Source organism: Pseudomonas maioricensis (assembly GCF_022790535.1).
GTDB classification, from domain to species: Bacteria; Pseudomonadota; Gammaproteobacteria; order Pseudomonadales; family Pseudomonadaceae; genus Aquipseudomonas; species Aquipseudomonas maioricensis.
In genome coordinates, this window is sequence record NZ_LOHG01000010.1 from 45,879 (window position 1) to 70,093 (window position 24,215).

At 56.2% G+C, this 24,215-nt stretch carries 22 protein-coding genes; 10 read left to right on the forward strand and 12 right to left on the reverse strand.

Annotated features, from left to right (window positions below):
- Window positions 1–125 precede the first annotated feature (125 nt).
- Window positions 126–2,528, forward strand: a complete 2,403-nt coding sequence (locus AUC61_RS16530) for a sensor domain-containing diguanylate cyclase (RefSeq protein ID WP_243247285.1) — start codon at window positions 126–128, stop codon at window positions 2,526–2,528.
- A gap of 164 nt (window positions 2,529–2,692) precedes the next feature.
- Here the strand turns inward: AUC61_RS16530 and dacB are convergent, their stop codons facing one another.
- Window positions 2,693–4,159 carry a D-alanyl-D-alanine carboxypeptidase/D-alanyl-D-alanine endopeptidase gene (gene dacB / locus AUC61_RS16535; protein WP_243247286.1) on the reverse strand — a complete coding sequence of 489 codons (1,467 nt, stop codon included), beginning with the start codon at window positions 4,157–4,159 and terminating at the stop codon, window positions 2,693–2,695.
- A gap of 316 nt (window positions 4,160–4,475) precedes the next feature.
- Between dacB and AUC61_RS16540 the strand changes: the two genes are divergently transcribed.
- Window positions 4,476–4,820 carry a YggL 50S ribosome-binding family protein gene (locus AUC61_RS16540; protein WP_122664571.1) on the forward strand — a complete coding sequence of 115 codons (345 nt, stop codon included), beginning with the start codon at window positions 4,476–4,478 and terminating at the stop codon, window positions 4,818–4,820.
- Between the two features lie 54 nt (window positions 4,821–4,874).
- Here AUC61_RS16540 and AUC61_RS16545 read toward each other — a convergent pair whose 3' ends face one another.
- From AUC61_RS16545 to AUC61_RS16580, 8 genes are all read right to left on the reverse strand, one after another.
- Window positions 4,875–8,525, reverse strand: a complete 3,651-nt coding sequence (locus AUC61_RS16545) for a transporter substrate-binding domain-containing protein (protein ID WP_243247287.1) — start codon at window positions 8,523–8,525, stop codon at window positions 4,875–4,877.
- An 8-nt stretch (window positions 8,526–8,533) separates the two neighbouring features.
- Window positions 8,534–9,160, reverse strand: a complete 627-nt coding sequence (locus tag AUC61_RS16550) for a response regulator transcription factor (protein ID WP_243247288.1) — start codon at window positions 9,158–9,160, stop codon at window positions 8,534–8,536.
- A 352-nt stretch (window positions 9,161–9,512) separates the two neighbouring features.
- Entirely contained in the window at window positions 9,513–9,911 is a 399-nt protein-coding gene (locus AUC61_RS16555; protein ID WP_243247289.1) for a response regulator, read from the reverse strand.
- Window positions 9,912–10,181: 270 nt separating this feature from the next.
- Entirely contained in the window at window positions 10,182–11,513 is a 1,332-nt protein-coding gene (locus AUC61_RS16560; RefSeq protein ID WP_243247290.1) for a deoxyguanosinetriphosphate triphosphohydrolase, read from the reverse strand.
- A gap of 63 nt (window positions 11,514–11,576) precedes the next feature.
- Window positions 11,577–12,734 (reverse strand): EAL domain-containing protein, encoded by a 1,158-nt coding sequence (locus tag AUC61_RS16565; protein WP_243247291.1) that lies wholly within the window; start codon window positions 12,732–12,734, stop codon window positions 11,577–11,579.
- Between the two features lie 131 nt (window positions 12,735–12,865).
- On the reverse strand, window positions 12,866–13,204 hold the full coding sequence (locus tag AUC61_RS16570; protein WP_122664565.1) for a hypothetical protein: 339 nt from the start codon (window positions 13,202–13,204) through the stop codon (window positions 12,866–12,868).
- Window positions 13,201–13,593, reverse strand: a complete 393-nt coding sequence (locus tag AUC61_RS16575; protein WP_243247292.1) for a phage holin family protein — start codon at window positions 13,591–13,593, stop codon at window positions 13,201–13,203. Before AUC61_RS16575 ends, AUC61_RS16570 begins: the two co-directional genes overlap by 4 nt.
- Before the next feature lie 5 nt (window positions 13,594–13,598).
- A complete protein-coding gene (locus AUC61_RS16580) occupies window positions 13,599–13,913 on the reverse strand; it encodes an ElaB/YgaM/YqjD family protein (protein ID WP_122664563.1) in 315 nt (104 codons plus the stop codon).
- A 445-nt stretch (window positions 13,914–14,358) separates the two neighbouring features.
- Between AUC61_RS16580 and AUC61_RS16585 the strand changes: the two genes are divergently transcribed.
- From AUC61_RS16585 to AUC61_RS16605, 5 genes are all read left to right on the forward strand, one after another.
- Window positions 14,359–15,450: an acyltransferase family protein gene (locus tag AUC61_RS16585; protein ID WP_243247293.1), complete on the forward strand. Its 1,092-nt coding sequence runs from the start codon at window positions 14,359–14,361 to the stop codon at window positions 15,448–15,450.
- A gap of 33 nt (window positions 15,451–15,483) precedes the next feature.
- Window positions 15,484–16,110 carry a hypothetical protein gene (locus tag AUC61_RS16590; protein ID WP_422765418.1) on the forward strand — a complete coding sequence of 209 codons (627 nt, stop codon included), beginning with the start codon at window positions 15,484–15,486 and terminating at the stop codon, window positions 16,108–16,110.
- A 95-nt stretch (window positions 16,111–16,205) separates the two neighbouring features.
- Window positions 16,206–16,442: a glutaredoxin family protein gene (locus tag AUC61_RS16595; RefSeq protein WP_243247294.1), complete on the forward strand. Its 237-nt coding sequence runs from the start codon at window positions 16,206–16,208 to the stop codon at window positions 16,440–16,442.
- 205 nt (window positions 16,443–16,647) lie between these two features.
- Window positions 16,648–17,169 carry a superoxide dismutase [Cu-Zn] SodC gene (sodC, locus tag AUC61_RS16600; RefSeq protein WP_243247295.1) on the forward strand — a complete coding sequence of 174 codons (522 nt, stop codon included), beginning with the start codon at window positions 16,648–16,650 and terminating at the stop codon, window positions 17,167–17,169.
- Window positions 17,170–17,263: 94 nt separating this feature from the next.
- Window positions 17,264–18,154, forward strand: a complete 891-nt coding sequence (locus tag AUC61_RS16605) for a pseudouridine synthase (protein WP_243247296.1) — start codon at window positions 17,264–17,266, stop codon at window positions 18,152–18,154.
- Between the two features lie 73 nt (window positions 18,155–18,227).
- Here the strand turns inward: AUC61_RS16605 and AUC61_RS16610 are convergent, their stop codons facing one another.
- The gene (locus AUC61_RS16610; RefSeq protein WP_122664558.1) at window positions 18,228–18,452 is read right to left on the reverse strand and encodes a YgdI/YgdR family lipoprotein; all 225 of its coding nucleotides are present in this window, start codon (window positions 18,450–18,452) and stop codon (window positions 18,228–18,230) included.
- A gap of 95 nt (window positions 18,453–18,547) precedes the next feature.
- On the reverse strand, window positions 18,548–19,141 hold the full coding sequence (mobA, locus tag AUC61_RS16615; RefSeq protein WP_243247297.1) for a molybdenum cofactor guanylyltransferase MobA: 594 nt from the start codon (window positions 19,139–19,141) through the stop codon (window positions 18,548–18,550).
- A 77-nt stretch (window positions 19,142–19,218) separates the two neighbouring features.
- Here mobA and moaB point away from each other — a divergent pair, with 77 nt between their 5' ends.
- The 3 genes from moaB to AUC61_RS16630 all read left to right on the forward strand — a co-directional run bounded on the left by moaB (window position 19,219) and on the right by AUC61_RS16630 (window position 21,994).
- Window positions 19,219–19,758 (forward strand): molybdenum cofactor biosynthesis protein B, encoded by a 540-nt coding sequence (gene moaB / locus AUC61_RS16620; protein WP_027898187.1) that lies wholly within the window; start codon window positions 19,219–19,221, stop codon window positions 19,756–19,758.
- A gap of 7 nt (window positions 19,759–19,765) precedes the next feature.
- Entirely contained in the window at window positions 19,766–20,968 is a 1,203-nt protein-coding gene (locus AUC61_RS16625; RefSeq protein WP_243247298.1) for a molybdopterin molybdotransferase MoeA, read from the forward strand.
- A gap of 99 nt (window positions 20,969–21,067) precedes the next feature.
- Window positions 21,068–21,994: a glycosyltransferase family 2 protein gene (locus AUC61_RS16630; protein ID WP_243247299.1), complete on the forward strand. Its 927-nt coding sequence runs from the start codon at window positions 21,068–21,070 to the stop codon at window positions 21,992–21,994.
- Window positions 21,995–22,341: 347 nt separating this feature from the next.
- On the opposite strand, the gene AUC61_RS16635 is transcribed toward AUC61_RS16630, so the two are convergent.
- A complete protein-coding gene (locus tag AUC61_RS16635) occupies window positions 22,342–24,150 on the reverse strand; it encodes a monovalent cation:proton antiporter-2 (CPA2) family protein (RefSeq protein ID WP_243247300.1) in 1,809 nt (602 codons plus the stop codon).
- Window positions 24,151–24,215 lie beyond the last annotated feature (65 nt).

The window sequence follows — 24,215 nt, forward strand, 5'->3', positions numbered from 1 at the left end:
GCATTTGTGGCGGATCGATGCGCAAATGGGGCAGGCTCAGGCTAGGCAAAGTACTGGCGAATAGCTATAACTGAGCTACAGCCAGCGTGACGCTTCTCTATGCTGTAGCGTCACGAGTCCGATTTATGCCTACGAGTCAGATTCGCCCCAAGATTCTTGGCTTTATCAATGAACAGGCCTCTGCGTGGGTCGTCGCGACATTTGCCTTTCTGGTGGGTGCCGTTCTGACGGCAGTGTTGGCAGTGGCCAACTTCGATCTCTATCAGCGCCAATTGCGTCAGCGTTTCGATCTGCTGGCCAATGAACGCTTCAGTCGTATTCAGGAGCGCCTCGATGGCCAGGCCTATCGTCTGGATAGCCTGCGGCGCTTCTTCACGTTCTCCGATACCGTCACCCGAGCTGAATTCAATGGGTTCGCTGATCCTTTACTGATCGGCACTCAGGCTTATTCATGGGCGCCAAAAGTGCTGAACGCACAGCGCCACTCGTTTGAGCAGCAGGCGGTAGCCGAGGGGTTAACGGGTTTTACGATTCGTCAGATAGCTCAAAACGGGACACTCGAAACGGCCGGTATCCGACCCGACTATTTCCCGATGCTCTTTACCCGGTCGCGCAGCAGCCTGCCGTTACCGCTGGGTTTTGATATCGGGTCTGAAAGTGTGCGCCGTGATGCCATCGATCTGGCTGGCAAGCTGGGCGCAATGGTCGCAACACCAAGAGTCAATCTTGTCGGTCTTGAGCCGGAAAATTCCAGCGGCGTGTTGCTATTGGGCCCCGTCATGTCCGCTGAAAATAGCCCGGTAAGCGAGGTCAGTGGCTTTGTCATGGCGGTCATCAGCCTCAGCAAGTTGATGACTGAGGGGCTACCGTCTCAGGACAACCTGACACTGACCATGCGGGACCTGACATCGCCAGCGGAACCGCAGTTGCTCTATCAATCGGCCACGCCTGCCGCATCGGATGAAATACGGGTCAGCACGTTATTACGCATGGCGAATCGTGACTACCTGCTGGATATCCGGCCCACCGAGATGTTCATGAACAGTAATCAGTCGCTGGCTGGCAGCGTGATTTTCATGGGTGGGTTGTTGAGCCTGCTACTCAGCGCGCTGCTTTACAACCTGGTCAGTCAGCGCCAGCGTGCCTTGCGCCTGGTTGATGAGCGTACAGCCGAACTGCGTGTGCGCGAGCGGCAGTTGCGTGGTGCGCATGGGGAGCTCAGCAATGTACTGAATGCGGCAACCGATGTTGCAATCATTGCGACGGATCTGAACGGGGTGATCAGTACGTTCAACGTGGGCGCGCAGAAGATGTTGGGGTATAGCGAGGAGGAGGTGCTGGGCCATTTCCAGCTCAAGGACCTGCAATTGGCTGCCGAACTGGAAGACCATGCTCAGCATTTGAGTCAGGCTTATGGTTATCGGGTTACCGCCAGTCAGGCGATCTTTGTCGAGGCAAACGAGGCGAATGGTCACAATTCCCACGAGTGGACATTCGTTCGCCATGACGGCAGTTCGCTGACGGTCAACATGCTGGTCACCGCAGTGCGCAACGAACATGAACAGTGGGTAGGGTATCTGGCTGTCTGTATTGATATCACCGAGCGTACGCTGGTTTATGAAGCACTTGCAGCGCGAGACCTTCTGCTGAAGAAAATCAGCGCGCATGTGCCTGGCGGTATCTACCAGTACCAGATGGACGCCGACGGTCAGTCGCGTTTCAACTACATCAACGATGGGATGTGCGAACTGCATGGCATGACTCATGAGCAGATGCTGCTGGATTTCAAATCGGTATTTGCTCGTGTCCATCCTCTGGATGCGCAGCGCGTGAAGGACTCCATGTACGCCTCGGCGCAACAAATGACGCCTTGGCACGCTGAGTACCGACTCAATGTTCCAGGGCATGGGCTGCGTTGGGTGCACGGCCACGCAACGCCTGAAGCGCAGCCCGGCGGTGCGGTTATCTGGCATGGTTTCCTCTCCGAGATCACGGACATGAAGCGTGTGGAGGAGGAGTTGCGTGCGCTGTCGGTAACTGACGTGCTGACGGGTGCCTACAACCGGCGTTATTTCCAGGAACGCTTGAATGCTGAATTGGCCCGTGTCCATCGTCATGGCGGGTCGTTGTCGCTGATCATGCTCGATATTGATCACTTCAAACGCATCAATGATGAGTATGGGCATGCGGTCGGTGACACGGTGCTACAGGCCATTTGCCAAAGAATCACCACTCGATTGCGCCGCAGTGATGTCTTCTGTCGACTGGGCGGTGAGGAATTTATGGTGCTTTGCCCAGGCAACACGGCCATTGAGGCTCACGAACTGGCGATTCAGCTCTGGACTGTGTTGCGCAGCCATCCAGTGGAGGGTGTCGGGCTGGTCACGGCCAGTTTTGGTGTCGCGAGCTGGCGGGCAGGTGAGGGGGCCGATGCGCTGCTGCTGCGTGCAGACTCCGGGGTTTATGCGGCCAAGCAGGCGGGGCGGGATCGGGTTGCGTGTGAGAGGCAGGAGGCAGCCAGTTTGTGAGGATTGGCAAACATTGGTCTTGTAAGAGCTGCCGAAGGCTGCGATGGCGGTGTGTCAGGAAAAATGTTTCGCAGCCTTCGGCAGCTCCTACAGAAAGCACATATTGCTGTTTGTCTGATAGGGGCAAGCGGGCGACCTGAATCACCCGCCAACTCTCCCTGTCCTTACTGCTGCCGTATAGAGACTGTGTTGTCGCCCAGTTTCGGCTGACGATACAGCTCGACCAGCACTTCATCGAGCACTGACGAAGCGCCCCATGGTCGTGGGTCGTTGAGGATGGCGACCACTGCCCAGGTATTGCCATTGCTGTCGCGGCTGAAGCCAGCAATAGCGCGAACGTTGTTCAAGGTGCCGGTCTTGATATGCGCTTCACCCAGCAGCGGAGTGCGCTTCAGGCGCTTACGCATGGTGCCGTCCATGCCTGCAAGCGGCATAGAACTCATGAATTCTGCTGCGTAGGGGCTTTTCCACGCGGCTTGCAGAATGATGGCCATTTCCCGGGCGCTGACGCGTTCGTCCCGAGAGAGCCCAGAGCCATTCTCCATGACCAGATGAGGGGCCGTAATGCCTTTCTTGGCCAGCCACTGACGAATCACCCGTTGTGCTGCTTTGGCGTCATCGCCATCAGCATCGTTGCGGTACTCCGAGCCCAGGCTCAGGAACAACTGCTGAGCCATGGTGTTGTTGCTGAATTTGTTGATGTCGCGAATCACTTCAACCAGGTCTGGTGAAAAAGCCTTGGCCAGCAACTTGGCGCTGCCGGGTACTACGTCCACCCGATCCTTGCCTTGAATGGTGCCGCCCAACTCCTGCCAGATCGCCCGTACGGCACCTGCTGCATAAGTCGGGTGATCCAGCAGAGACAGGTAAGTCTGCGAGTTGCAGCCATCGCCAAGTTGGCCGGTGACAGTCACGTTAACCGTGCCATCCGGCTGGGTGACGGGGTTGTAACGAACATCGCCACATTGTTTGGACGCGAGAGCTTTGACCTGGTTATCGACGCGAATAGTCGCGATCGGCGGCTCAACCGACACCATGACTTTGCCGCCATCGTTGCGTGTGATGAAGCGCAGCGCCTTGAGATTGACCATCAGCGAGTCAGGCTTGACCAGGAACGGCTTGTTTCTGTCGTTACCATCATCATCGAACACAGGCAGTTGCGGTTGTACGAAGTGGCTGCGATCCAGCACCAGATCGCCGGTAACCTGCTGCACGCCGTTGGCACGCAGGTCACGCATCAGCAACCAGAGCTTTTCCATGTTCAGCTTGGGGTCGCCGCCGCCTTTGAGGTACAGGTTGCCACGCAATACGCCGTTATTAAGCGTGCCGTCGGTGAAGAATTCGGTTTTCCACTGGTGGGTAGGCCCAAGCATTTCAAGGGCGGCGTAGGTCGTGACCAGTTTCATGGTTGAAGCCGGGTTCACCGAAACATCGGCATTGAACACCGTCGGCGTACCGGGCCCGTTCAGGGGCAACATCACCAATGAAAGCGCGTCATTACCCAGCTTGCTGGCTTTGAGCGCTTGCTGAACTTTGGGGGGGAGTGAAGTATTGATAGGCGCGGCGTAGACAGGCAGGGCCAGCGGTAAAAGAAGCGAGGCAAAAAACAATGGACGCAATGATTTGATCATTCAACAACCCCTACAACAAAGACGGGACACGAGAGGGCATGGATGGATTCCCTCGATAAAAAATACAGATGACTCAAATAGAACGCCGAAACGGTTCGTTAACAATATGTAATACGTCTGAATAGAGCGGCATTATGCCCCAACCGTGGGCGAGTTGTGCCTTGGTCAGGCGTCCGGGCCAAGTATTTTTGTCATTGCGATGCAGCACAGTGTCGCTATCAATGGCGCTGGCTGGTCTGACTGCGCCGGTTTTATGGGCATTTGCTTTGCCAAGCTGATAAAGTGCGCCCCGATATTACTCAAGAGGATTGTTCCAATGGCCACTAATCGTTCCCGTCGTCTGCGCAAAAAACTCTGCGTTGATGAATTCCAGGAGCTGGGTTTTGAGCTGAACCTGGACTTCAAGGAAGATCTGGATGACCAGGCGATCGACGCATTCCTCGACGCTTTTCTGACTGAAGCCATGGACGCCAATGGTCTTGATTACGTTGGTGGTGATGACTTCGGTCTGGTTTGCCTCGCCAAACGCGGTTCTGTCAGCGAAGAGCAGCGTGCAATCGTTGAAGCATGGCTCAAGGGTCGCAGCGAACTGACCAAAGTTGAAGTCAGCCCGCTGATGGACGCATGGCACCCGGAAACGCCGATCAATCCGGCAGCCTGATGTCAGGGCGGCAGGCTTCATGCCTGCCGCCTCATCCCTTTCTTCATTCCTCCCTTACGCCGCTCTGTTCAGCTGCTCCCGCAGCGCCTGTTCCAGATCAAGCATTGCAACTTCGATGGCTCGTTGACGTTCCTGGATGACGCTTTCGGTCGTTGTTTCCATGCACGCATCCTCTAACGCTTCGCATGTCTCAATCACCTGGGTTGCACGAATGATTCGCGCGGCACCTTTGATCCTGTGCGCAAGCAGGCATAACTCGTGTTGGTCCTTGGCTGGCAGCAGAACGGCAAGCTCCATACGATCTTCTTCGCTGCTGTGCAGGAGCTGTTCGAGCAATCGCCGAATCATCTCGGGGCGTTCACCGGTCAGGGCACTGATGCTGCCCATGTTGAAAGCGGGCTGCAGTTCTGCGGATGAAGTCTGTTCGGTGTCGGGCACTGTTTCATCCCGTGGGTGAATGTTACTCAGGCGCTCGTTCAGGGAGTTCAGGCTGATAGGCTTGAACAGGCAGTCGTCCATACCGGCTTCGCGACATCGCTGTTTCTCTTCCGGTTGTGCGTTGGCGGTGAAACCCAGAACGGTACAAGGCGCCTGGCGAGACGCTTGTTCCTGATTACGGATCGCCCGGGTCAAGTCATAGCCATTCATGATCGGCATATTGCAATCAGTCACGACGACATCGAAATGGCCTGCCAGCCAGAGTTCCAGGCCTTGTGCGCCGTGTTCCGCTACCGCACAGCGATGCCCGAGAAACTCAAGTTGCTGGCAGAGCAACAAGGAGTTTGCTGGATGGTCGTCGACTACCAGAATATTCAGCGCAGCGTTGGCCTGTGCAGCGCTTGCAGGGTGTTCTGCGGATATCGCCAGAGGTTCCAGTGTGGTGAGGCTGAAGGTCATGTTGACCTGTGTGCCCTGACCCTGCTCACTGCTCAACTCCAGCGTGCCGCCCATCATCTCGCACAGGCTACGACAGATCACCAGTCCCAGACCGGCCCCGGTGCGTGCCTGTTGACCATTGTCGTCAGCCTGAGCAAAAGGCTCGAACAACCGCTGGAGATCTTCTTTACTGATACCGATGCCCGTGTCCTGAATCCGTACGTGTAATTGCAACTGTCGGGAATCGGTCTCGCTTTCGGTCTGCAAGATGATTTTGATCTGGCCCTTTTCTGTGAATTTGATCGCGTTGCTGATCAGGTTGGAAAGAATCTGTTTGAAGCGCAGCGGGTCGACCAGGACGTCGGTATTGATGCCACTGTCCAGGTCGAGCAGAAGACTGAGGCTCTTTTGTCGGGCCAGCCCGTCGAACACACGTACTACGGACTCAACCAGTTGACGCAGGTTGGCGCGTTCCGGGCTCAAGGTCAGGCGACCGGATTCAATACGTGCGACGTCGAGGATGTCTCCAATCAGTTCCAGCAGGTCCTTGGCCGAGCTGTAAGCGACCTCTACGGCCGGCCGGTCCAGATGGCCCTGGTCAGCGCGCTTGAGCGCCAGCTCGAGCATGCCTATCACCGCATTCATCGGTGTTCGTATCTCATGACTCATGGTGGCGAGAAAGGTACTTTTGGCTCGATTGGCATTGTCCGCCTGGTCCTTGGCGGCGCGCAGGTCCTCGATCAGTTGTCGACGTTCGCTGATATCGATCCAGCCTCCAATAATGCCTTTTACCTCGCCCAATGAATCCCGGAAGGGCAGAATCCAGTGATATATCGTGAGCTGTCGTTCTCCGATCTGCAGGGTGCGATCGAGGATTTTCGGGCTATTGCTGGCCATGACTTGCTGATAATCACTGGCAAATTCCCTGGCCTCGAAAACATTGCTCAGGACGCCTTCAGTGACACTTTTCTCGAGGATGTCTTCACGTCGCGCATCAAAAGCCTTCAGGTAGCTGTCATTGCACATGCGCAGCAAGCCTTCGCGGTCGCGCACATAGATAGGGTGCGGACTGCCATTGACCAGTGCTCTCATGAATTCGAACTGGTCGTTCAAGGCTCGTTCGGCCTGTTCGCGCTTTTTGATCTGGCGCCGCATGTACGCGTTCCAGGCCAGAGAGCCCAATAACAAGAGACCTGCACCCAATACAATCTGGTAGATCTGTCGCTGGTAATCCTGCCAGTTGCCGCCAGCCGGGGTGAAAGATCGCCAGCGATTGTTGATCGCCGCAAGTTCCTGAGGGGCGATGCTCGACAGTGCTTTATCAAGAATACTGTTCAGCTCAGTCGCTTTCCGGGAGGTGGCCATCGCAATCAAAGCCGGTTTGTCACCGACCGTCGTCGTGATCTGTAGTCTGTTCTCAAAAATCCCCGATGCCAGAAAATAGTTGGCACTTACCAGCGAGGTAATTGCCGCCTCGACCCGGCCCTGAGCAAGCATTTCCAGCGTTTGAAACGGATTATCAACTTCTATAGGGACCACTGCGGGAAACTCGCGTCGCAGGAACGCCATGACTGGACTGCCCAACGGGATCGCGACCCGCTTGCCGCTCAGTTGATCCAGATTGATCGAGTTTTCTGGCCATTTACGGGTGACCAGTACGAATGAATTGTCCAGGTAGGGCCGACTGAAACTGAATTGATCCTCTCGCTCCTCACTGGAGATCAGGGCACCGATCAGGTCCGCCTGACCCTGGCTGACCTGACTCATCACGTCGGCCATGCTGGGCGCGCGGTTGATCTCGAAGCGTAAACCGGTACGCAGGCGCACCAGTTCAAGCAGGTCGGCGGTTATCCCGCGAAAATTGCCGCTGGCATCAAAAAATGTCAGTGGCGCATAAGACTCGTTGATGACAACCCTGACGGTAGGATGCTGTTGGATCCAGCGTTCTTCCCGCTGGGTCAACTGGAGCTTCTGGTCCGTCAGCATCAGGTCGCTGGCGCCCCAGCGTCTAGATATTGCGATGCGCTCTTCGACCGGAATGGCTTTGAGGGTGGCATTGAGTATGTCCAGCAACTGACTGTTTTCGCCACCTACCGCAAAGCTGAAACCATCAGGCTCATGCCGGCTGAAATTAGCCATCTGGATGTTGTTGAGGTAACCCTTGTTGATCATGTATTGGGTGGAAATGGTGTCTCCGAGAAAGACATCCGCCTGATTGAATGCAACGGCATTGATCGCGCTTTGAAACGATGGATAGGTTTTCACTGCCGTTTTGGGGTAAAGCTTCTGAACTTCTTCGGGGGGCAGATAGTGGTACATCATGCTCAGGCGCATTTCCGCCAGGCCGTCAGAGAGTGCGCGCGTTTCGCCAATCCGGGTGACGAGCACGGGTTGATCTACGGCATAGGGCGTTGAGAGTTTGATGTTCCGGTCTGTCGCTTCGAAACCGTTCGCGCTGCCCAGCAGGTCTATCTGCCCGGTCGCAAGGGCCGCAATGGCTGTCTGTCTGGATTCGAAGCGCAGGACTCTGACAGGCAGGTCCAGCGCCCTGGAAATAATGCTCGCATAGTCAGCGGTAAGCCCTTCGTAATCACGACCGTTAAGTGTCATGTCGAAAGGCGGATAGTCAGGGGCCGAAGTCCCCAGGACCAATTCGCGCTTGTCGCGTATCCACTGCCATTGCGCTTTGTCCAGTTGCAGCTCCATATGCCCAATGCTGGAGCGACCCAGCAAGGTATACAGTTCGGCCGCAACGACAGCGGTCTGCCACCCGAGGCCAAAGCAAATGCTCGTGGTCAGGATCAAGTAGTAATTAAAGCGCTTGGACATCCTGTTCCTCACACTAGCGCGTTGCGTTTTGCTATCTCGATTAGTTCTACCAGGGTTTTGACCCTGAGTTTTTGCATCAGGCGTGTTTTGTAAGTGCTGACGGTCTTGTTGCTGAGAAACATGCCTTTAGCAATTTCCTTGTTCGTTCGACCCTGAGCGAACAACTGCAATACCATCAGTTCGCGATCATTGACCAGTTTAAAAAGCTCTATTTCGCTGGGCTCTCCATTTTCACCACTGGGCGTAGACAGTGCCTGACTTGGGAAGTAATTGTAGCCGGATAATACTGCTTTTACCGAACTGAGCAATTCACTCAGATCTTCCTGTTTACAGACATAACCTGCTGCGCCTGACTGCATGCACCGAATCGCGAACAGACTTGGGGTTTGTGAGGTTAGCACCAGTATTTTCGAAGCCAGCCCCATGGAATTGAAGCGGGCCAGTACCTCGAGGCCGTCCAGCTTGGGGATGCTGATGTCCAGAATGATCAGGTCAGGCATGCATTCGCGGACCATTTGCATTGCATCCACACCATTATCAGTCTCGCCCACGACTTCGTAGTTTTCGTTTTCCAGGAGCATTCTTACGGCAAGACGAATGACCGGATGGTCATCGATGATAAAAACTGAGTTCATAGTTCAATCCATACGAGATGCGAGGAAAGCGCGCACCTTAGCTCAGATGTTCAGGCAGGCACATGAAGAGACCCTGCTATAGGTGATATATAGGAAAGTTCCTACAATAATTAGCGTATTGGAGTACGCGGGAACTCGTTTTTGTAACGCGCAATGTTTAAAATGAGTGGGAATACAGGGCGCTATTAAGTGCCGATGATCATGCTGTTTATTGCGATTGGGAATTAACCTACAGGTAGTTTATACGCTTTCAGTAGTTGTATCAGCATAGTTCACTACAGCTCGAAAGGGTGCCGGGTCTGCAGCGTTTTTTTCGGATCCATCAGCGCGCCTCGTGTGTGCATGGGGGCGGTTAGCTGTCCGGGAAGTATGACGCCATCAGCCTGGAGAGATCCGGGCCGTGTAGCGGCTTGTTGAGGCAACCGAGCAAAGGGAGTTCACGTTTAGCCGCCAGTTGTTCGAGGGCCTGCAGTTGAGGCGTGTCCAGGCCGCTCAGAACGATCGCGTATCGTGCCATTCCAGCCTTGAAGGCCTGTTCGATGACGTCGAAACCCTCACCGTCTGGCAGGCACTGATCGCAAAGCAGCAGATCGTATGGCTCGGCGCTTCGCTGGATGGCTTGCATGGCCTCCGCTGCGGTAAGGGCAGGGGTTAACAGAAAGTACCCCAGATTATTCAGAAGTATCTGTGTGGCAATCAACTGGAAGGGGTGATCTTCCACGAGCAGAATGCGTAAGTTGTGTTTAAACATCAGGTAGTCCGGCAGAAGCTGGCGCAGGCCTGGCGCCGACCGGCGCACAGCTGCAGGCGTCGGGCAGCATCGACAATGGCCAGTGAAAGAGTAAGTGGAGGCGGCCATTAATGGCTCTCAAGCGGGGGAGTATCAGGCAGGCACGAAGACATTTGCGATAAGACGATTCCTAAAAAAATGTAGGAAGCGTCTGAAGTTGTCGAAGATTTGCTGCTGAGAAGGGGGGGCTGCCGCCCAATCGTTCAAGGACGCCGGGCGGCAGTGCCTGCTTTACATAGGGCTTGAGCGGCCGGTCATTTCCCTGGCCATTTCACTGGCATAGCTGTCGGTCATTCCAGCAATAAAGTCGATCATGCGCAGGAATGATGCATGCAAGGGGGCATGAGGATCGGGCGCATTGTTGCCCAGCAGATCGAGAATGCGCCTGTGCTTGAACGAGGGCGCCCGGCCGCCGAACTGCTCCAGTGCAGCGCCACAGAAAGCGTTGAGCAGTATTTCAAGCGTGGTGTAAGCACCGATCTCGTGCAGGGTCTTGCGCTTGTCCTGAAAGATTTTCTTGCGGGCCATGTCCTTGGCGCTCAGTACACAGCGCTTTGCCGGGCCATGCATGTGTTCGACCAGATCGCCACTGAGCGTACCGGCCAGTAATGCGTCCTGCTGTTCGACGAAGGCCCTCGCAGCGGCGTTGGTCAGATGCTCGATGGCTTTGCCGCGCAGGATCGCCAGTTTGCGCCGACGCGAGTCATCAGGACCCAGTTGGCGATAGGTGTCAGGCAAATCATCGCCGACCAGCCCCAACAGCAGCGACTCTACCTCCGCGTACTCCAGCAGCTCCATCTCCAGCCCGTCTTCAAGATCGATCAGGGCGTAACAGATGTCATCTGCGGCCTCCATCAGATAGACCAATGGGTGCCGCGCCCAACGCTGCTCTTCAAGTTGTGGCAGCCCCAGTTTCTGCGCGATCTGTTCAAGGATCGGCAGCTCGCTCTGGTAGCAGCCAAATTTGTGTTTCTTATAGCCCAGGGAGTCGGCATGGCGAGCCGTCCATGGGTACTTCAGGTAGGTGCCGAGGGTGGCATAAGTCAGTCGTGTGCCGCCGTCGAACTGGTGATACTCCAGCTGCGTCAGGACTCGAAAACCCTGTGCGTTACCTTCGAAGTTGAGGAAGTCGTTGCGTTCAACCTCACTCATCGCATCGAGCCAGCCCCGGCCGGCAGCTTGTTTGAACCAGTTACGGATAGCGTCTTCGCCGGAATGGCCGAACGGAGGATTGCCAATGTCGTGCGCCAGGCAAGCCGACTGTACGACCATGCCCAGATCACTGGGATCACACCAGTCGGGCAGGGCGCTGCGCAGTGTTTCACCAACCCGCATACCCAATGAACGACCGACGCAACTGACTTCCAGCGAGTGGGTCAGGCGCGTATGAATGTGATCGTTGCTCGACACCGGATGGACTTGTGTCTTGCGCCCGAGACGACGAAATGCCCCGGAAAAAATGATTCGGTCATGATCCTTATGGAAAGGACTGCGCCCCAGTTCTTCCGGGCTGTGCAGGGTTTTGCCAAGTCGTTCGCGGTTGAGCAGGGTTTGCCAATCCAAGGCGTTCACTCCGTCGGTTAAGACCGCCTAGCTTCCGGGTTCCAGGACCCGGCTGCAAGGGGGTCAGAAGCCCGCTGCGTCAACATCGATCAAGAGAATGCGTTGGTCATTGTCGAAAAACTGTCCAGCGGTCAGGCAATACTGGTTAGTGGTAGCGTCTCGATAGGTATTGGAGAGGATCAGGCGGCGCTCATGCCAGCCTTCTGCAAGCAGATGATAGAAGTAGGGGCGCCAGGACCAATTGTGGCCAATGTAGGCAGCGTCAGACCGCCATTCACCGTTGCGCCACTCGAGGTTGGGCGTGAGTTGAGTACCGTGTCGGTCGCACTGGTAGAAACGCAGCAGCCAAGGGTAATCGTGCAGTTGTGGCAACTGGTTGAGTGAGCTCTGGTCCCAGTGTTGCAGGATAGACATCAACGAAGCCAGTTGCTGGCGCAGCCCCATGACCAGTGCTCGCTCCGCCAGCTTTTTCTGCACGTAGCGGTCGCGCAGACGGGCGAATTGTTCAACGAATGCATCTGGCTGGAAGAAGGTTTGCTCGCCGGGAGCAAACAGAAAACCCTGGACATAGCGTGCGCCGCACTCCAGGGCAAAGTGCAATTCGGCTTCCGTTTCGACTCCTTCGGCGATAATCCAGCAGCCGGTTTTTTCTGCCATTTGGGCCAGTGCTTTAACAATGTCGCTGCTCGGCCCGCCTTTTGCTGCTGCCTGAAACAAGCGCATATCAAGCTTGAGTATGTCGGGCTGCAGAGCCAGTACGCGGTCCAGTTGCGAGTAGCCAGCACCGAAATCATCAATGGCGATTCGTGCACCTGCCTCGCGGTAACGGCTCACTACTTCCGCAAGACGCTGGCTATTGCCATCCAGTTCGGTGATTTCAAACACGATGCGTTGAGGCTCTACGCCGTTTCGTTGCAGTTGCTTGAGGCTGGGTAGAGGTTGCCCCGGGCGCAGGCGAGAAATCCACCGGGGTGAAATATTCAGGCTCAGAAACCAGTCGTCGGGCGCCTCATGCAATCGGCTCAGAGCGTTGTCGCGGATGATGCGATCCAGGCGACGTAATGAAGCGGCAGGCACTTTCGGATCTGCGAACAGCGGACCCACTGACTTTAGCTGGCCGTCGTCCTTGCGCACACGGCCCAATGCTTCAACACCAGCAATACGGCCAGTAGCGGTATCAATGAACGGCTGAAAGCAGGCAATAGGTTGCCCATCAATCACATGGCCTCCTCAGTAAACTCGGCAGTTGAAATCAAAATTTCCACAGCAAAATCGATGGCTTCAGTGAAATCTGAAGCCATCGATCCAACTTGACAGGGAGGTGCTGCTTGCAAGAACGCAGCCAATTGCCACTAGCGCTTTCGGGAGGACCCTAACGCCATTCTGATAACAGGCAACAGGCTTACACCGAGTTTGATGATCCGGGTCAGACCGCCAGGACGCGAGCCCTTTGCGCCTTTACCGCCGAGGAACCCCAGCAGCGAAACGACACCCATACCCCACAAGGGGGCATGCTTGATGCCGAGCGCGCCCTGCCAGTCGGTACCCATCCCGCGAACCCTTCGCAACGGCTGGAGAAGATTGTTCGACTCCTGCCGGATTTCCTGACGATGCATTTCCATGCGCAGGCGAACCAGCGCTTTGCGCAATTCGCGGCGGGAATGTTTCTGGTGAGATTCGGGCAGACTCATCGCATCAATCGCTCACGGTCATTGGCCAGTTCTTCGAGTGTCGCGTTGAACGGCGAGGACTCGTCGAATATGGCAGCTTTGAGACGCAGGGCGCAAAACAGCGCACACAACGTATAGAACACGCATAGACCGATAATGCCGGCCAGACGATAGCTGTCCCACAGTACGATCAGTAGTAATGCCGACAGGCCCGTCAGCAGCAGCAAGGCGAAGACAAGCGCCAGGCCGGCGAACAGGAGCAGGCTCAAAGTACGGGCCTTTTGCTCCTGAAGCTCGATACCGAACAGCTCTACATGGCTGTGCAGCAACCCGAGGACAGCCGCGCCAAGCCGCCGCGGCGACGATGAGGTCTGGTCTGATGCCTGACCGGATTCAGTTCCCAGAGCCATAATCGTTAGCGCCTTGTTGCCAGCAGGCCAATCAGAAAACCAACGCCAGCCGCGATGCCTACCGACTGCCATGGGTTGGTTTGAACATAATCTTCGGTTGCTACGACGGCGGCCTTGCCCCGCTCACGAAGTGATTCTTCGGTGAGTTTCAGGGTTTCGCGGGCGCGCAGCAGGCTTTCATTGATCTGGCTACGTAATTCGTCAGCCTGCTCGCCTGCCAGTGAAGCGGTGTGTTCCAGGAGCTTCTCCGTATCGGCAACCAGGACCTGAAAGTCAGCCATCAAGATTTCCTGAGCGTTCTGTGCTGTTTGGCGTGCCATTTTTCTCTCCATTAGGTGCGTATGGGCTTTCGAGTCCAGGGGCTTGCTGAAGGTTCACTTCAATGCCACATCAAATCCAGGTATCCGTTCGGGCCTGTTTTGCGGTGTGTTGGTGCGCGGCCATTAGCTGTGCGCTTATCAGGAGCGCGTTCGAGCAGGCGTTATCTGGACGCAAGCGCTGTGCCCGGAGTTTCCACGATTTTATTCGCTCTGTCTCGGGGCATGTCCTGACAGTGCCGTTTGTTGTGACACCTTCAAGACCTGGCCTCATCGGGGCAGGATTTGGCTATGCTGTACTCCGACGCTAAATCGTGGGGACTGCTTTGGCGACAGTCCGCTGGTTTACTCGCCGAAAGAGGTGCTCGTTTTACAGGGACTGTCTTTTGGCAAATCATGGCAGTACTGTCGCCGTTCAGTGGCGTTCAGGCATGGGCTGGAGAGTGGCATGGAGCGGTTGTATTCCCTTCAAGGGCTGAGGGGCCTTGCAGTGCTGGGCGTGGTGCTTTTCCACATGACGGCCGTCGAACTGAAGTATTCGGGGGGCGACAGGCTCTTGCCGGGCTGGCTGGATTTTTTTCAGTTAGGTGTCGATCTGTTTTTCGTCATCAGTGGTTTCGTGATGGTGATTGTCAGTCGTGGGCGGTTCCAGAACGGCGTTGAACGGCAGCGTTTTCTGTTCAATCGCGTATCGCGTATATACCCCACGTACTGGTTGTATTTTTTCATCACCTTGCTGGTTTATCTGGTTCAGCCAGGAATGGTCAACAGCGCTCACGGCGAGTCGAACCTGTGGCGGTCATTCTTGCTCCTGCCCAGTGACAAGGTGCTGCTGGTGATGGTGGCGTGGTCACTGGTGTTCGAGTTGTGGTTCTACCTGGTTTTCAGTGTTTTGCTGTTTTTCAAAGAGCGCAGCTTGCCATGGCTGCTTGCTGTCTGGGCGTTGGTGTTACTGGTGTTCAATGCGCTGGAGGATTGGCAGGAGTATTCGCCGGTGCTGGCGGTGATCCTTCACCCTTATGCACTGGAATTTATCGCCGGAGCATTACTGGCCCTGTTCTTTTACAGCCCGAACAGCGCGCGTATTCCTGGTTCTGCTGTCTGGGGGCTTTTGGCTGCGGCGGTGCTGCTGGGGATTCCGGTGATAGGTGCTTACGGGTTGTTTGAAGGACACGGCTTCTCGAGGATGGTGATAGTCGGTGTGGTGTTCGCTACGCTGGTTTTCGCGCTGGCGTTGCTGGAGCGTCGTGGGCATGTCTCGATGCCAAAGGGACTGGTGTTAATCGGGGACATGTCTTACACCGTCTATCTGTCACATCTATTGGTGCTGGGCGTTATCGGGCGTATCTGGCAGTTGTTGGGCGGTTGGCCTGCCAGCCTCATGGACAATATTTTCTTCTGCGCACTGATGATGGGTGCGGTGCTATGTTACGGCTGGGTCGGTTATCGCTGTTTCGAGAAGCCGGTGCTGGATCGGGCCAACACGTTTGCCCGCAAACACTTTCGAGCTCGCTCATCTAGCCTGGAGCGGGCGCAGTAGGATTCTGGCGGCAACTCCCTGTTGGAGTGACAGTTGGATATACAGCTCGCGTCAATTACCCCTTACGGCGGCATCACCGTGATGTTGCCTGCTGCACTGGTTATCACCGGCTGGCTATGGATGACCCGTTCGCGACGCTCGGCACTTCTGTGGATCGCCACAGTGTTCGCGGTCTACTCGATCGTGGCGGTCAGCAAAATCCTTTTCAAAGGCTGGGGCGTGGCACTGGAAAGTCTGGGCATTTATGTCTTGAGTGGCCATGCGATGAATACGTGCCTGGTACTCACGGTAGGATTGAGTCTGCTCGCCCGTCAGGTTCATCCGCTACTGAACTGGCCCGCAGCAGCAATTGGCTTGGCGGTGGGCTGGATGTTCAGCATCTATTGCGTTGCGCCATTCATCCATCCGTTGCCCGAAGCTGTTGCTGGTGCACTGTTGGGCTCGCTGGCAGCCTGCCTTTTTTTACTGGGTCTGGAGAATATCCAGCCAGGCAGAATTCCTTCTGCAGCCTTGCTGGTGGGGTTGCTGCTTATTGCCTTCAATGCCACTACGCCCAAGTACACCGCAGAATCGATTCTGGACCGTATATCAATGCGTATCTCCGGTGCTGAACAGGTTTTCAGGGCACCAGAGTGGCGGGTTCCCGAGCAACCGCTTTGAATCCAGCTTGCTGCTTTCGCAACCGAGCCTTGCTCGACGACCCTCTGCAGCAGGCCTAAAATAGCGGCTAATTTCCTGTATTGAGGGTTGCCTGCATGCCTCCTGAATGCCAGTTGTTCGGCACCTTGGGGTGCCATCTTTGTGAAGTCGCCGAGGCTGAGTTGATGCCGCTGGTGGAGCATGGGTTGTTGGTCGAACTGGTAGACATCGGTGACAGCGAGCGCCTGGTCGATACCTACGGGTTGCGTATCCCTGTCCTGCGTCGTGTTGATACCGGCGCGGAGCTGGACTGGCCGTTCAGTGTGGAGCGGGTTGTCAGCTTTTTATCGTAGGTGTCGAGACCAAACCGCGGCAACGGATATGCGCTTCCTTTGAGCGCTGATTGCCTGCGATATGCACACCGCAGACTGCTGGCAAACATCCGTACACGATATTGAGTGGAACTTTGCGCCGTTGAGTGTGTAAAAGACTAGGTAAACCTTCATCCGGGCAGGCCTTTTTGACTGCCTTGCATTTTTCTCAGCAAATGGACGAATGATGAAACCTTATCTCTGGCTTGGCCTTATTGGCGCATTTTCTCTGAATACCGCACTCGCCGATTCGTTATCGGTTCCGATGAATCTGGTCAGTGCTACGGACGCAGCGAAGCCGATTGGCGAAGTCATCATCACGGAAACTGAATACGGTCTGCTTTTCACGCCTAGCCTGACTTCCTTACCTGCGGGTGTTCATGGCTTTCATATCCACGAAAATGCCAGCTGTGAAACGGCGACCAAAGACGGTGTGAAAATTGCCGCTCAGGCGGCCGGTGGGCATTGGGACCCGAAAAAAACCGGCAAGCATCTGGGGCCTTACGCCAACGGTCACCTGGGTGACCTGCCAGCGATCTATGTCACTGAAGATGGTATGGCCAATTACCCGGTTCTGGCACCTCGCTTGAAAAAACTCAAGGACGTCAAAGGCCATGCACTGATGATCCATGCGGGCGCAGACAACCATTCTGATATGCCCAAACCTCTAGGGGGGGGTGGTGATCGGGTTGCGTGCGGCGTGATCTGATACGCTCCGCCGATTCGCGATGAACAGGCTCTTGGGTGATAATGCCTGCGGCTCATCAAGAGCAGTCCCAAGAGCCTTTCTCCGTGAGCCCCGTATGTCCGAGTCTGTTTTTTCCGCCGCCAAAAGCCAAGCGAGCACGCTGTATTTGCCACCCGGCACGTGGGTGACTGTACTTGATTGTCTGTGCGCGCATTTCAGCGCCATCAGCCGCGAGCAGTGGCTTGATCGTATCGCAAGGGGACGTGTGCTGGATGCAAATGGCAAACCTGTAGCCGCAGATCTGGCTTACAGGGAAGGCCTGCGCATTCATTACTTCCGTGAAGTGCCCAATGAGACGCCGATTCCGGTTCTGGAATCCATTCTCTATGCAGACGAGCACCTGGTGGTTGCCGATAAGCCTCATTTCCTGCCGGTGACGCCCGCTGGTGAGTACGTCGAACAGACATTGCTGCGCCGTTTGATCCGTCGACTGGACAATCCTGATCTGGTGCCCTTGCATCGGATTGACAGACACACCGCAGGGCTGGTGTTGTTTTCTGCCAACAAGCAGACCCGTTCTGCTTATCAGTCACTGTTCCCGACCCGTCAGATCGACAAGCGCTATGAAGCCATTGCGCCTGCATTGCCGGGTATCGAATTCCCCCGCGTGCACAAAAGCCGGTTGATCGATGGCGAGCCTTTCTTTCGCATGCAGGAAGGGCACGGCGCCAGTAATACCGAGACCGCCATGGAGGTTTGCGAACGCAACGGCGATCTCTGGCGGTACGGGTTGTACCCGGTGACGGGCAAAAAACACCAGTTGCGGGTGCACATGGCCGCTCTGGGAGCCGGTATCTGCAATGACCCTTTTTACCCGGATGTAATCAAGGACGCAGTGGACGATTACGCCAGACCCTTGAAATTGCTCGCTCAAAGCTTGCGCTTTTGTGATCCGGTCACAGGGCAGCCGCGGCAATTTCAGAGCGAGATTCGTCTGGACTGGTAATCCGGTGTTTTTCGTAACCCATAAAAAACCCGCACTTGGCGGGTTTCTTTAGATCTACTACACCGCAGCCAGATCAGAGGTCCTTGACGGTACGTACTTGATCTTTATTGACGCGAGTTTCCTTGCCGTCAAGTTGCTTGAACTCGTAGAAGCCCGAATCTTCATCATACTTGGGTGTATCGACGGCCTGAATTTCCCGGCCATCGGTCAAGGTGATCACGGTCGGCGATGCGCAGCCAGCAAGGGATGCGAGGCCCAGTGCGAGCAAAAAGGCAGCGGGAAGGGTCCGTTGGTTCATTACGGTGTCTCCTGGTCGATTCTTGGTTAACTGACGTTAAGACGTAACTGTCTTCAGCAAGTTCAATCAATATTAGTCGCTGCGCAAGGCTTGAGTCAGCCGGTGGTCCGGGTCAGCAACTCCGGAGTATTGAGGTTGGCCAGCCGCGGATCGTCAGCGTCACACTGCACGGCAACTGCATGAAGACGTTCCATCACCCTGCGCGGGCTGCGTTCACCGCTCTGCCAGGCGGCTTCAAAAGCCTCTGCGTGGTGGGTCGGAATAATACAAAGCAGGGGTTGCCAGTGTGTTCCGCTGCGTACCATCACCGGTTGCCCGGGGTGCTTGAGCGACGTTTCCCGCAGGCTCTGCAGCAATGAGAGGTCGATCGATGGCACATCGCATGGCAAAACCAACAGATGCGAATTGCGTGCGAGGGGCAGGGCTGCACGTATGCCCGCGAATGGCCCGTGAAACTCGTCGTTGCCATCCTGCACCAGTCGATCGGCGTAAACCGCATAGTGTTCCAGGTTGCGATTGCAGGAGATGAGCAGGTCGTCGGTCAACGGCCGGGTCAGCCGATGCAGATGCTGTATCAGCGGCTCGCCCTGCCACGGGATCAGGCCTTTGTCCCTGCCGCCCATACGCTGACCCTGACCACCGGCCAGCAGCAGGATTGAACAGGCGGGAAGGGTGATGGCATCTGGCATGAGCGACTCGACCGAAGCAGTGAAATGGGGTGCTGTGATATAACACCGGCCTGTTTTCTCTACAACTGGACTGAGCGATGAAAGCCAAGGCTGACACCCCCTTTGTACCGCTGAATATTGCTGTTTTGACGGTCAGTGACACCCGCACCCGGGAAACTGACACCTCCGGCCAGATGTTTGTCGATCGCCTGACTGAGGCCGGTCACAGCCTGATCGAGCGCGTTCTGCTCAAGGATGATCTGTACAAGATCCGTGCGAAGGTCGCTGGCTGGATTGCCGATGATGAAGTGCAAGTCGTGTTGATTACCGGCGGTACGGGCTTCACAGGTCGTGACAGCACGCCGGAAGCGGTTGCGTGCCTGCTGGACAAACAGGTCGATGGTTTCGGTGAGCTGTTCCGTCAGATATCAGTACCTGATATCGGCACATCGACCATTCAATCCCGCGCGCTGGCGGGTCTGGCCAACGGTACGCTGGTGTGCTGTCTGCCCGGGTCGACCAATGCGGTGCGTACCGGTTGGGACGGCATTCTCGCCCAGCAACTGGACAACCGTTTTCGCCCCTGCAACTTCGTGCCGCATTTGAAGCAAGCCGAGCCTTGCGCAACACGTGGATAAAGCGCCAATGAACAAGCCCTTGATGCCGGTCGAACAGGCCTTGGCACGTTTGCTGGAAATGGCTGAAGCAGCGCCAGTAACCGAGTCCGAAACAGTGCCATTGGCGCAAGCCCAAGGCCGTGTGCTGGCCCAGGACATGATTGCGACATTTGACCTTCCGCCTTGGCCCAACAGCGCCATGGACGGTTATGCGTTGCGTCTGGCGGACTGGAAAGGCGAGCCACTGGTGGTCAGCCAGCGGATTTTTGCCGGGCAGGCACCAGAGCCATTGGCCGCTGGTACCTGTGCACGAATCTTCACGGGGGCTCCGGTCCCCGCGGGGGCTGATTGTGTCGAAATGCAGGAAAACGCTGAGGTCTTTCCCGATCAGCGCGTGGGTTTTACCGAACCTCTGCAGATTGATCAGAACATTCGTCCACAGGGTCAGGAAACCCGAACAGGCGACAAGGTGCTCGCCGCCGGTACACGCCTTGGCCCTATCGAGCTTGGGCTGGGGGCTTCATTGGGGCTGGCTGAGTTGCAAGTCGTCAGACGCATACGGGTTGCCGTGCTTTCGACCGGCGATGAGCTGATCGAGCCGGGGCAGCCGTTGGGGCCGGGGCAGATCTACAACAGCAACCGCGTGTTGCTATGCAGTTGGTTGAAAAGACTGGAGTGCGACGTGGTCGATGCCGGGATTCTGCCCGACGATCTGGAAAAGACGCGCACAGCGTTGGGCGCGCTCAGCAATGTGGATCTTATCCTGTCTACCGGCGGAGTTTCTGTGGGTGAGGCTGATTTTCTCGGGCACGCATTACGTGAAGAGGGCGAGTTGTCGCTGTGGAAGCTTGCCATCAAGCCTGGAAAACCGCTGACATTCGGGCATTTTCGGGGCGTGCCGGTGATTGGCTTGCCAGGCAATCCTGCCTCGACGCTGGTGACCTTTGCTCTGCTGGCTCGTCCTTATCTGTTACGCCGTCAGGGTGTGGCCGACGTCACGCCTCTACAGTTTCCAGTACCGGCTGGTTTCGTCTGGACCAAGCCCGGTAATCGCCGCGAGTATTTACGCGGACGACTGGAGCAAGGGCGTGCAGTGTTTTACAAAAACCAAAGCTCTGGCGTGTTGCGCAGTGCGGCCTGGGCCGATGGCCTGATCGAGGTGCGCGAGGGTAGTACAGTGGCAGAGGGGGAATGGGTCAACTTCATTCCTTTGAGTGAAGTGCTCGGTTGATTGGGTTTTTACCCATCCGCATGGTCTATCCGCGAGGCATGAGCTACCCTCAAAAACGCTGACAAGTTGGGCATTCGAATTTCGCCCTGGAGTTTTGTTATGCCGTCTTTGAGAGTGGCTTGTGTCATCCCGACCTATAACGGGCGAAACGATTTACAGCGGTTACTGGATTCTCTGGCAACTCAGACAGCCGTTTTTGACACGCTGATTGTCGATTCCAGTTCCCGTGATGGAACCCTTGAGTTGGCGCGTTCGCGTTGCGCCAATGTGATCCGCGTCGACAGCAAGGATTTCAACCACGGCGGCACACGGCAAATGATGGTTGAGTTCAATCCCGATTATGACGTCTATGTCTATATGACTCAGGACGCCTACGTCGAGGACGTCGAGGCCATTGCCAATATTTTGCTGCCTTTCGCTGACCCAAAGGTGGGGGCTGTCTGCGGGCGTCAGTTGCCTCACAAAGATGCCAGCTTGCTCGCGCAGCATGCCCGCCTGTTCAACTATCCGCCGGTTTCACAGATCAAGACTCTGGAAGATGCTCCGGTGCTAGGCATCAAGACTCCGTTCATGTCCAACTCGTTTGCGGCCTATCGCCGCGAGGCCTTGCTGGATGTCGGTGGTTTTCCGCCGCATGTGATCCTCTCTGAAGACATGTATGTCACAGCCAAAATGCTTCTGGCTGGCTGGAAGGTGGCCTACGAAGGCTCGGCGGTGTGCCGTCACTCGCACAACTACACCGTGTGGGAAGAGTTTCGGCGCTATTTTGATATTGGCGTGTTCCAGTCTCGCGAGGCCTGGATCTACGACACCTTTGGTGGCGTGGCTGGGGAGGGGATGCGTTACGTCAAATCAGAGCTCAAGTTCCTTGGCCCTCGGCGCTTTCTGCTTTGGCCACTGTCGTTTATTCGCAATGCTGCCAAGTTGGTTGCTTACAAACTCAGCAAGCAGGAAAAGCGTCTGCCTAAACGCTTGAAGAAAAAACTGGGCATGCATGGGCGGTATTGGGATGGGCCGTATGCGTAAACCGAATGCATCTGTGTTGGAGGGTTATTGAGGCGCGTTGAATCAGCGGCAATTGCTGCGCTGCTGATATTTGTTCCGTCCTAACGGACGGGCCCCTTTGTTACGGCAAAGGGGCGAAACCATTTTGCGCTGACGTCCGGCCCCCGCTGCGCGGCGGTTCCCTCCTTCCGGTGCCGTGGTGGGGCGACGCGCCGACGGGCCATCCATGGCCCAACGGCGCTCGCTCGGCATCCATGCCGAGCGCACCCCACCACGACACCTCCACTCGGCCTGCCGACGCTAATCTCGCGTCGTTGCGAACTGCGTGGCACGGCATGCAAAAGCTTTAAAAGCGATTGCATTCGCAATCAATCCTTCCCGGCTTCCTCTTCCTGCCGGTCTGCTTCAAACAACTGCGCCAGTTCTTTCCTGGCTTCGCGAGCGGTTTGCAGTACCTTCGCCGCATCGTCATACACCAGATGTTGCGCTGCCAGAACCTGTTCATCGTGACGTTTGAAGCGACTGATACGCGCATCGGCCTGGGTCTGGCTCAGGCCCAGACCTACCAGCGTACGTCGACTCATTTCCAGGCTGGAATAAAACGTTTCCCGAACGGCCTGCGCACCGACATCAAGCAGGCGATGCACGTGCTGTCTGTTACGGGCACGAGCGATGATCTTGATGTTCGGATACAGCTTGTTGACCAGCTCGGCCGTCTTGATATTGATGTCGGGATCATCAGTCGCAATGATGAAAAACTCGGCCTGTTCGACTTTTGCCGCGCGAAGGATCTCAGGGCGCAACGGGTCTCCATAGAACACTGGAACGTTGCCGAAGCTGCGGGAAAATTCGATTGACTCTACTGCCGTATCCAGCGCAACGAAGGGGATATTCTGCGCACGCAGAATCCGCGCCACGATCTGCCCCATACGGCCCATGCCCGCAATGACTACCCGAGGTGAATCGGTGTTGATATCCCGGTATTCGTCCGGCACTTCCACGGTAACCGGCTTGGGTTTGAGCCAGTGCGCAATTCCCAGCAGCAACAGTGGGGTCAACGCCATGGACAAGGTGATGGTCAGCACCAGCGTGTCGTATAGACGGGCATCAAACAGACCCTGATCACTGCCGATCTGGAACACCACAAAGGCGAACTCACCGCCCGCGGCGAGCACGATGCCCAGTCGTAAAGCGCTTTGTTTACCCAGCCCACCTGCCAGACGGCCAACAACAAACAGCAGTGGCAGTTTGATGAAGATCAGCAGCAGCGTCAGCCCCAGCACAACAAGCGGCTCGCTGAGCAGCAGGCTCAGGTTGGCGCCCATGCCCACGCTCATGAAAAACAGCCCGAGCAGCAGCCCTTTGAAGGGTTCGATCTGTGACTCCAGCTCGTGACGGTACTCGGAGTCGGCCAGCAGCAGCCCGGCGAGGAAAGCGCCCAGCGCCATGGACACGCCCACCAGATCCATTAGCCACGCGGTACCGATGACCACCAGCAATGCGGTCGCCGTGGACACCTCCTGGATTTTTGTCTTGGCCACGATACGGAATACCGGCCGCAGCAGGTAACGGCCACCTACCACCACAATCGCAATAACGCCTAGTACTTCGAGGCCGTGAGTCAGGCCATCACTGGCGCTGAGCTTGTCATCGGTACCCGCGAGCAGCGGCACCATGGCAATCAGTGGAATGGCCGCGATGTCCTGAAACAGCAGAATGGCAAACGCCAGTCGACCGTGAGGGCTATTGAGTTCCTTGCGTTCGGCCAGGCTCTGCAGGCCGAACGCTGTGGAAGACAGCGCCAGCCCCAGGCCCAGCACAACGGCAGTATTCAGTGGCTGACCGAAGGCGAGCAGGGCAATAGCGCCGATGACCAGTCCCGTCAACAGTACCTGCGCCATGCCTACGCCGAATACTGCTTTACGCATCACCCATAGGCGTTTTGGCGAAAGTTCGAGGCCGATGATAAACAACAGCAGTACGACGCCCAGTTCAGAGATGTGGCTGACGCTCTCCGGATTGCCGATCAGCCCCAGTACTGAAGGGCCGATGATTACGCCGGCGAACAGATAGCCGATAACGGCCCCCAGTTGCAGCCGCTTGGCCAGTGGAACGGTCAAAACCGCGGCAAACAGAAACACGACTGCGGCCTGCAACAGGCTGCCTTCATGGGGCATGGTTGACTCCTTGCTAATCACGAAAAGGCCGCATGAGCGGCCTTGAATAGAGGCTATTAAACCAT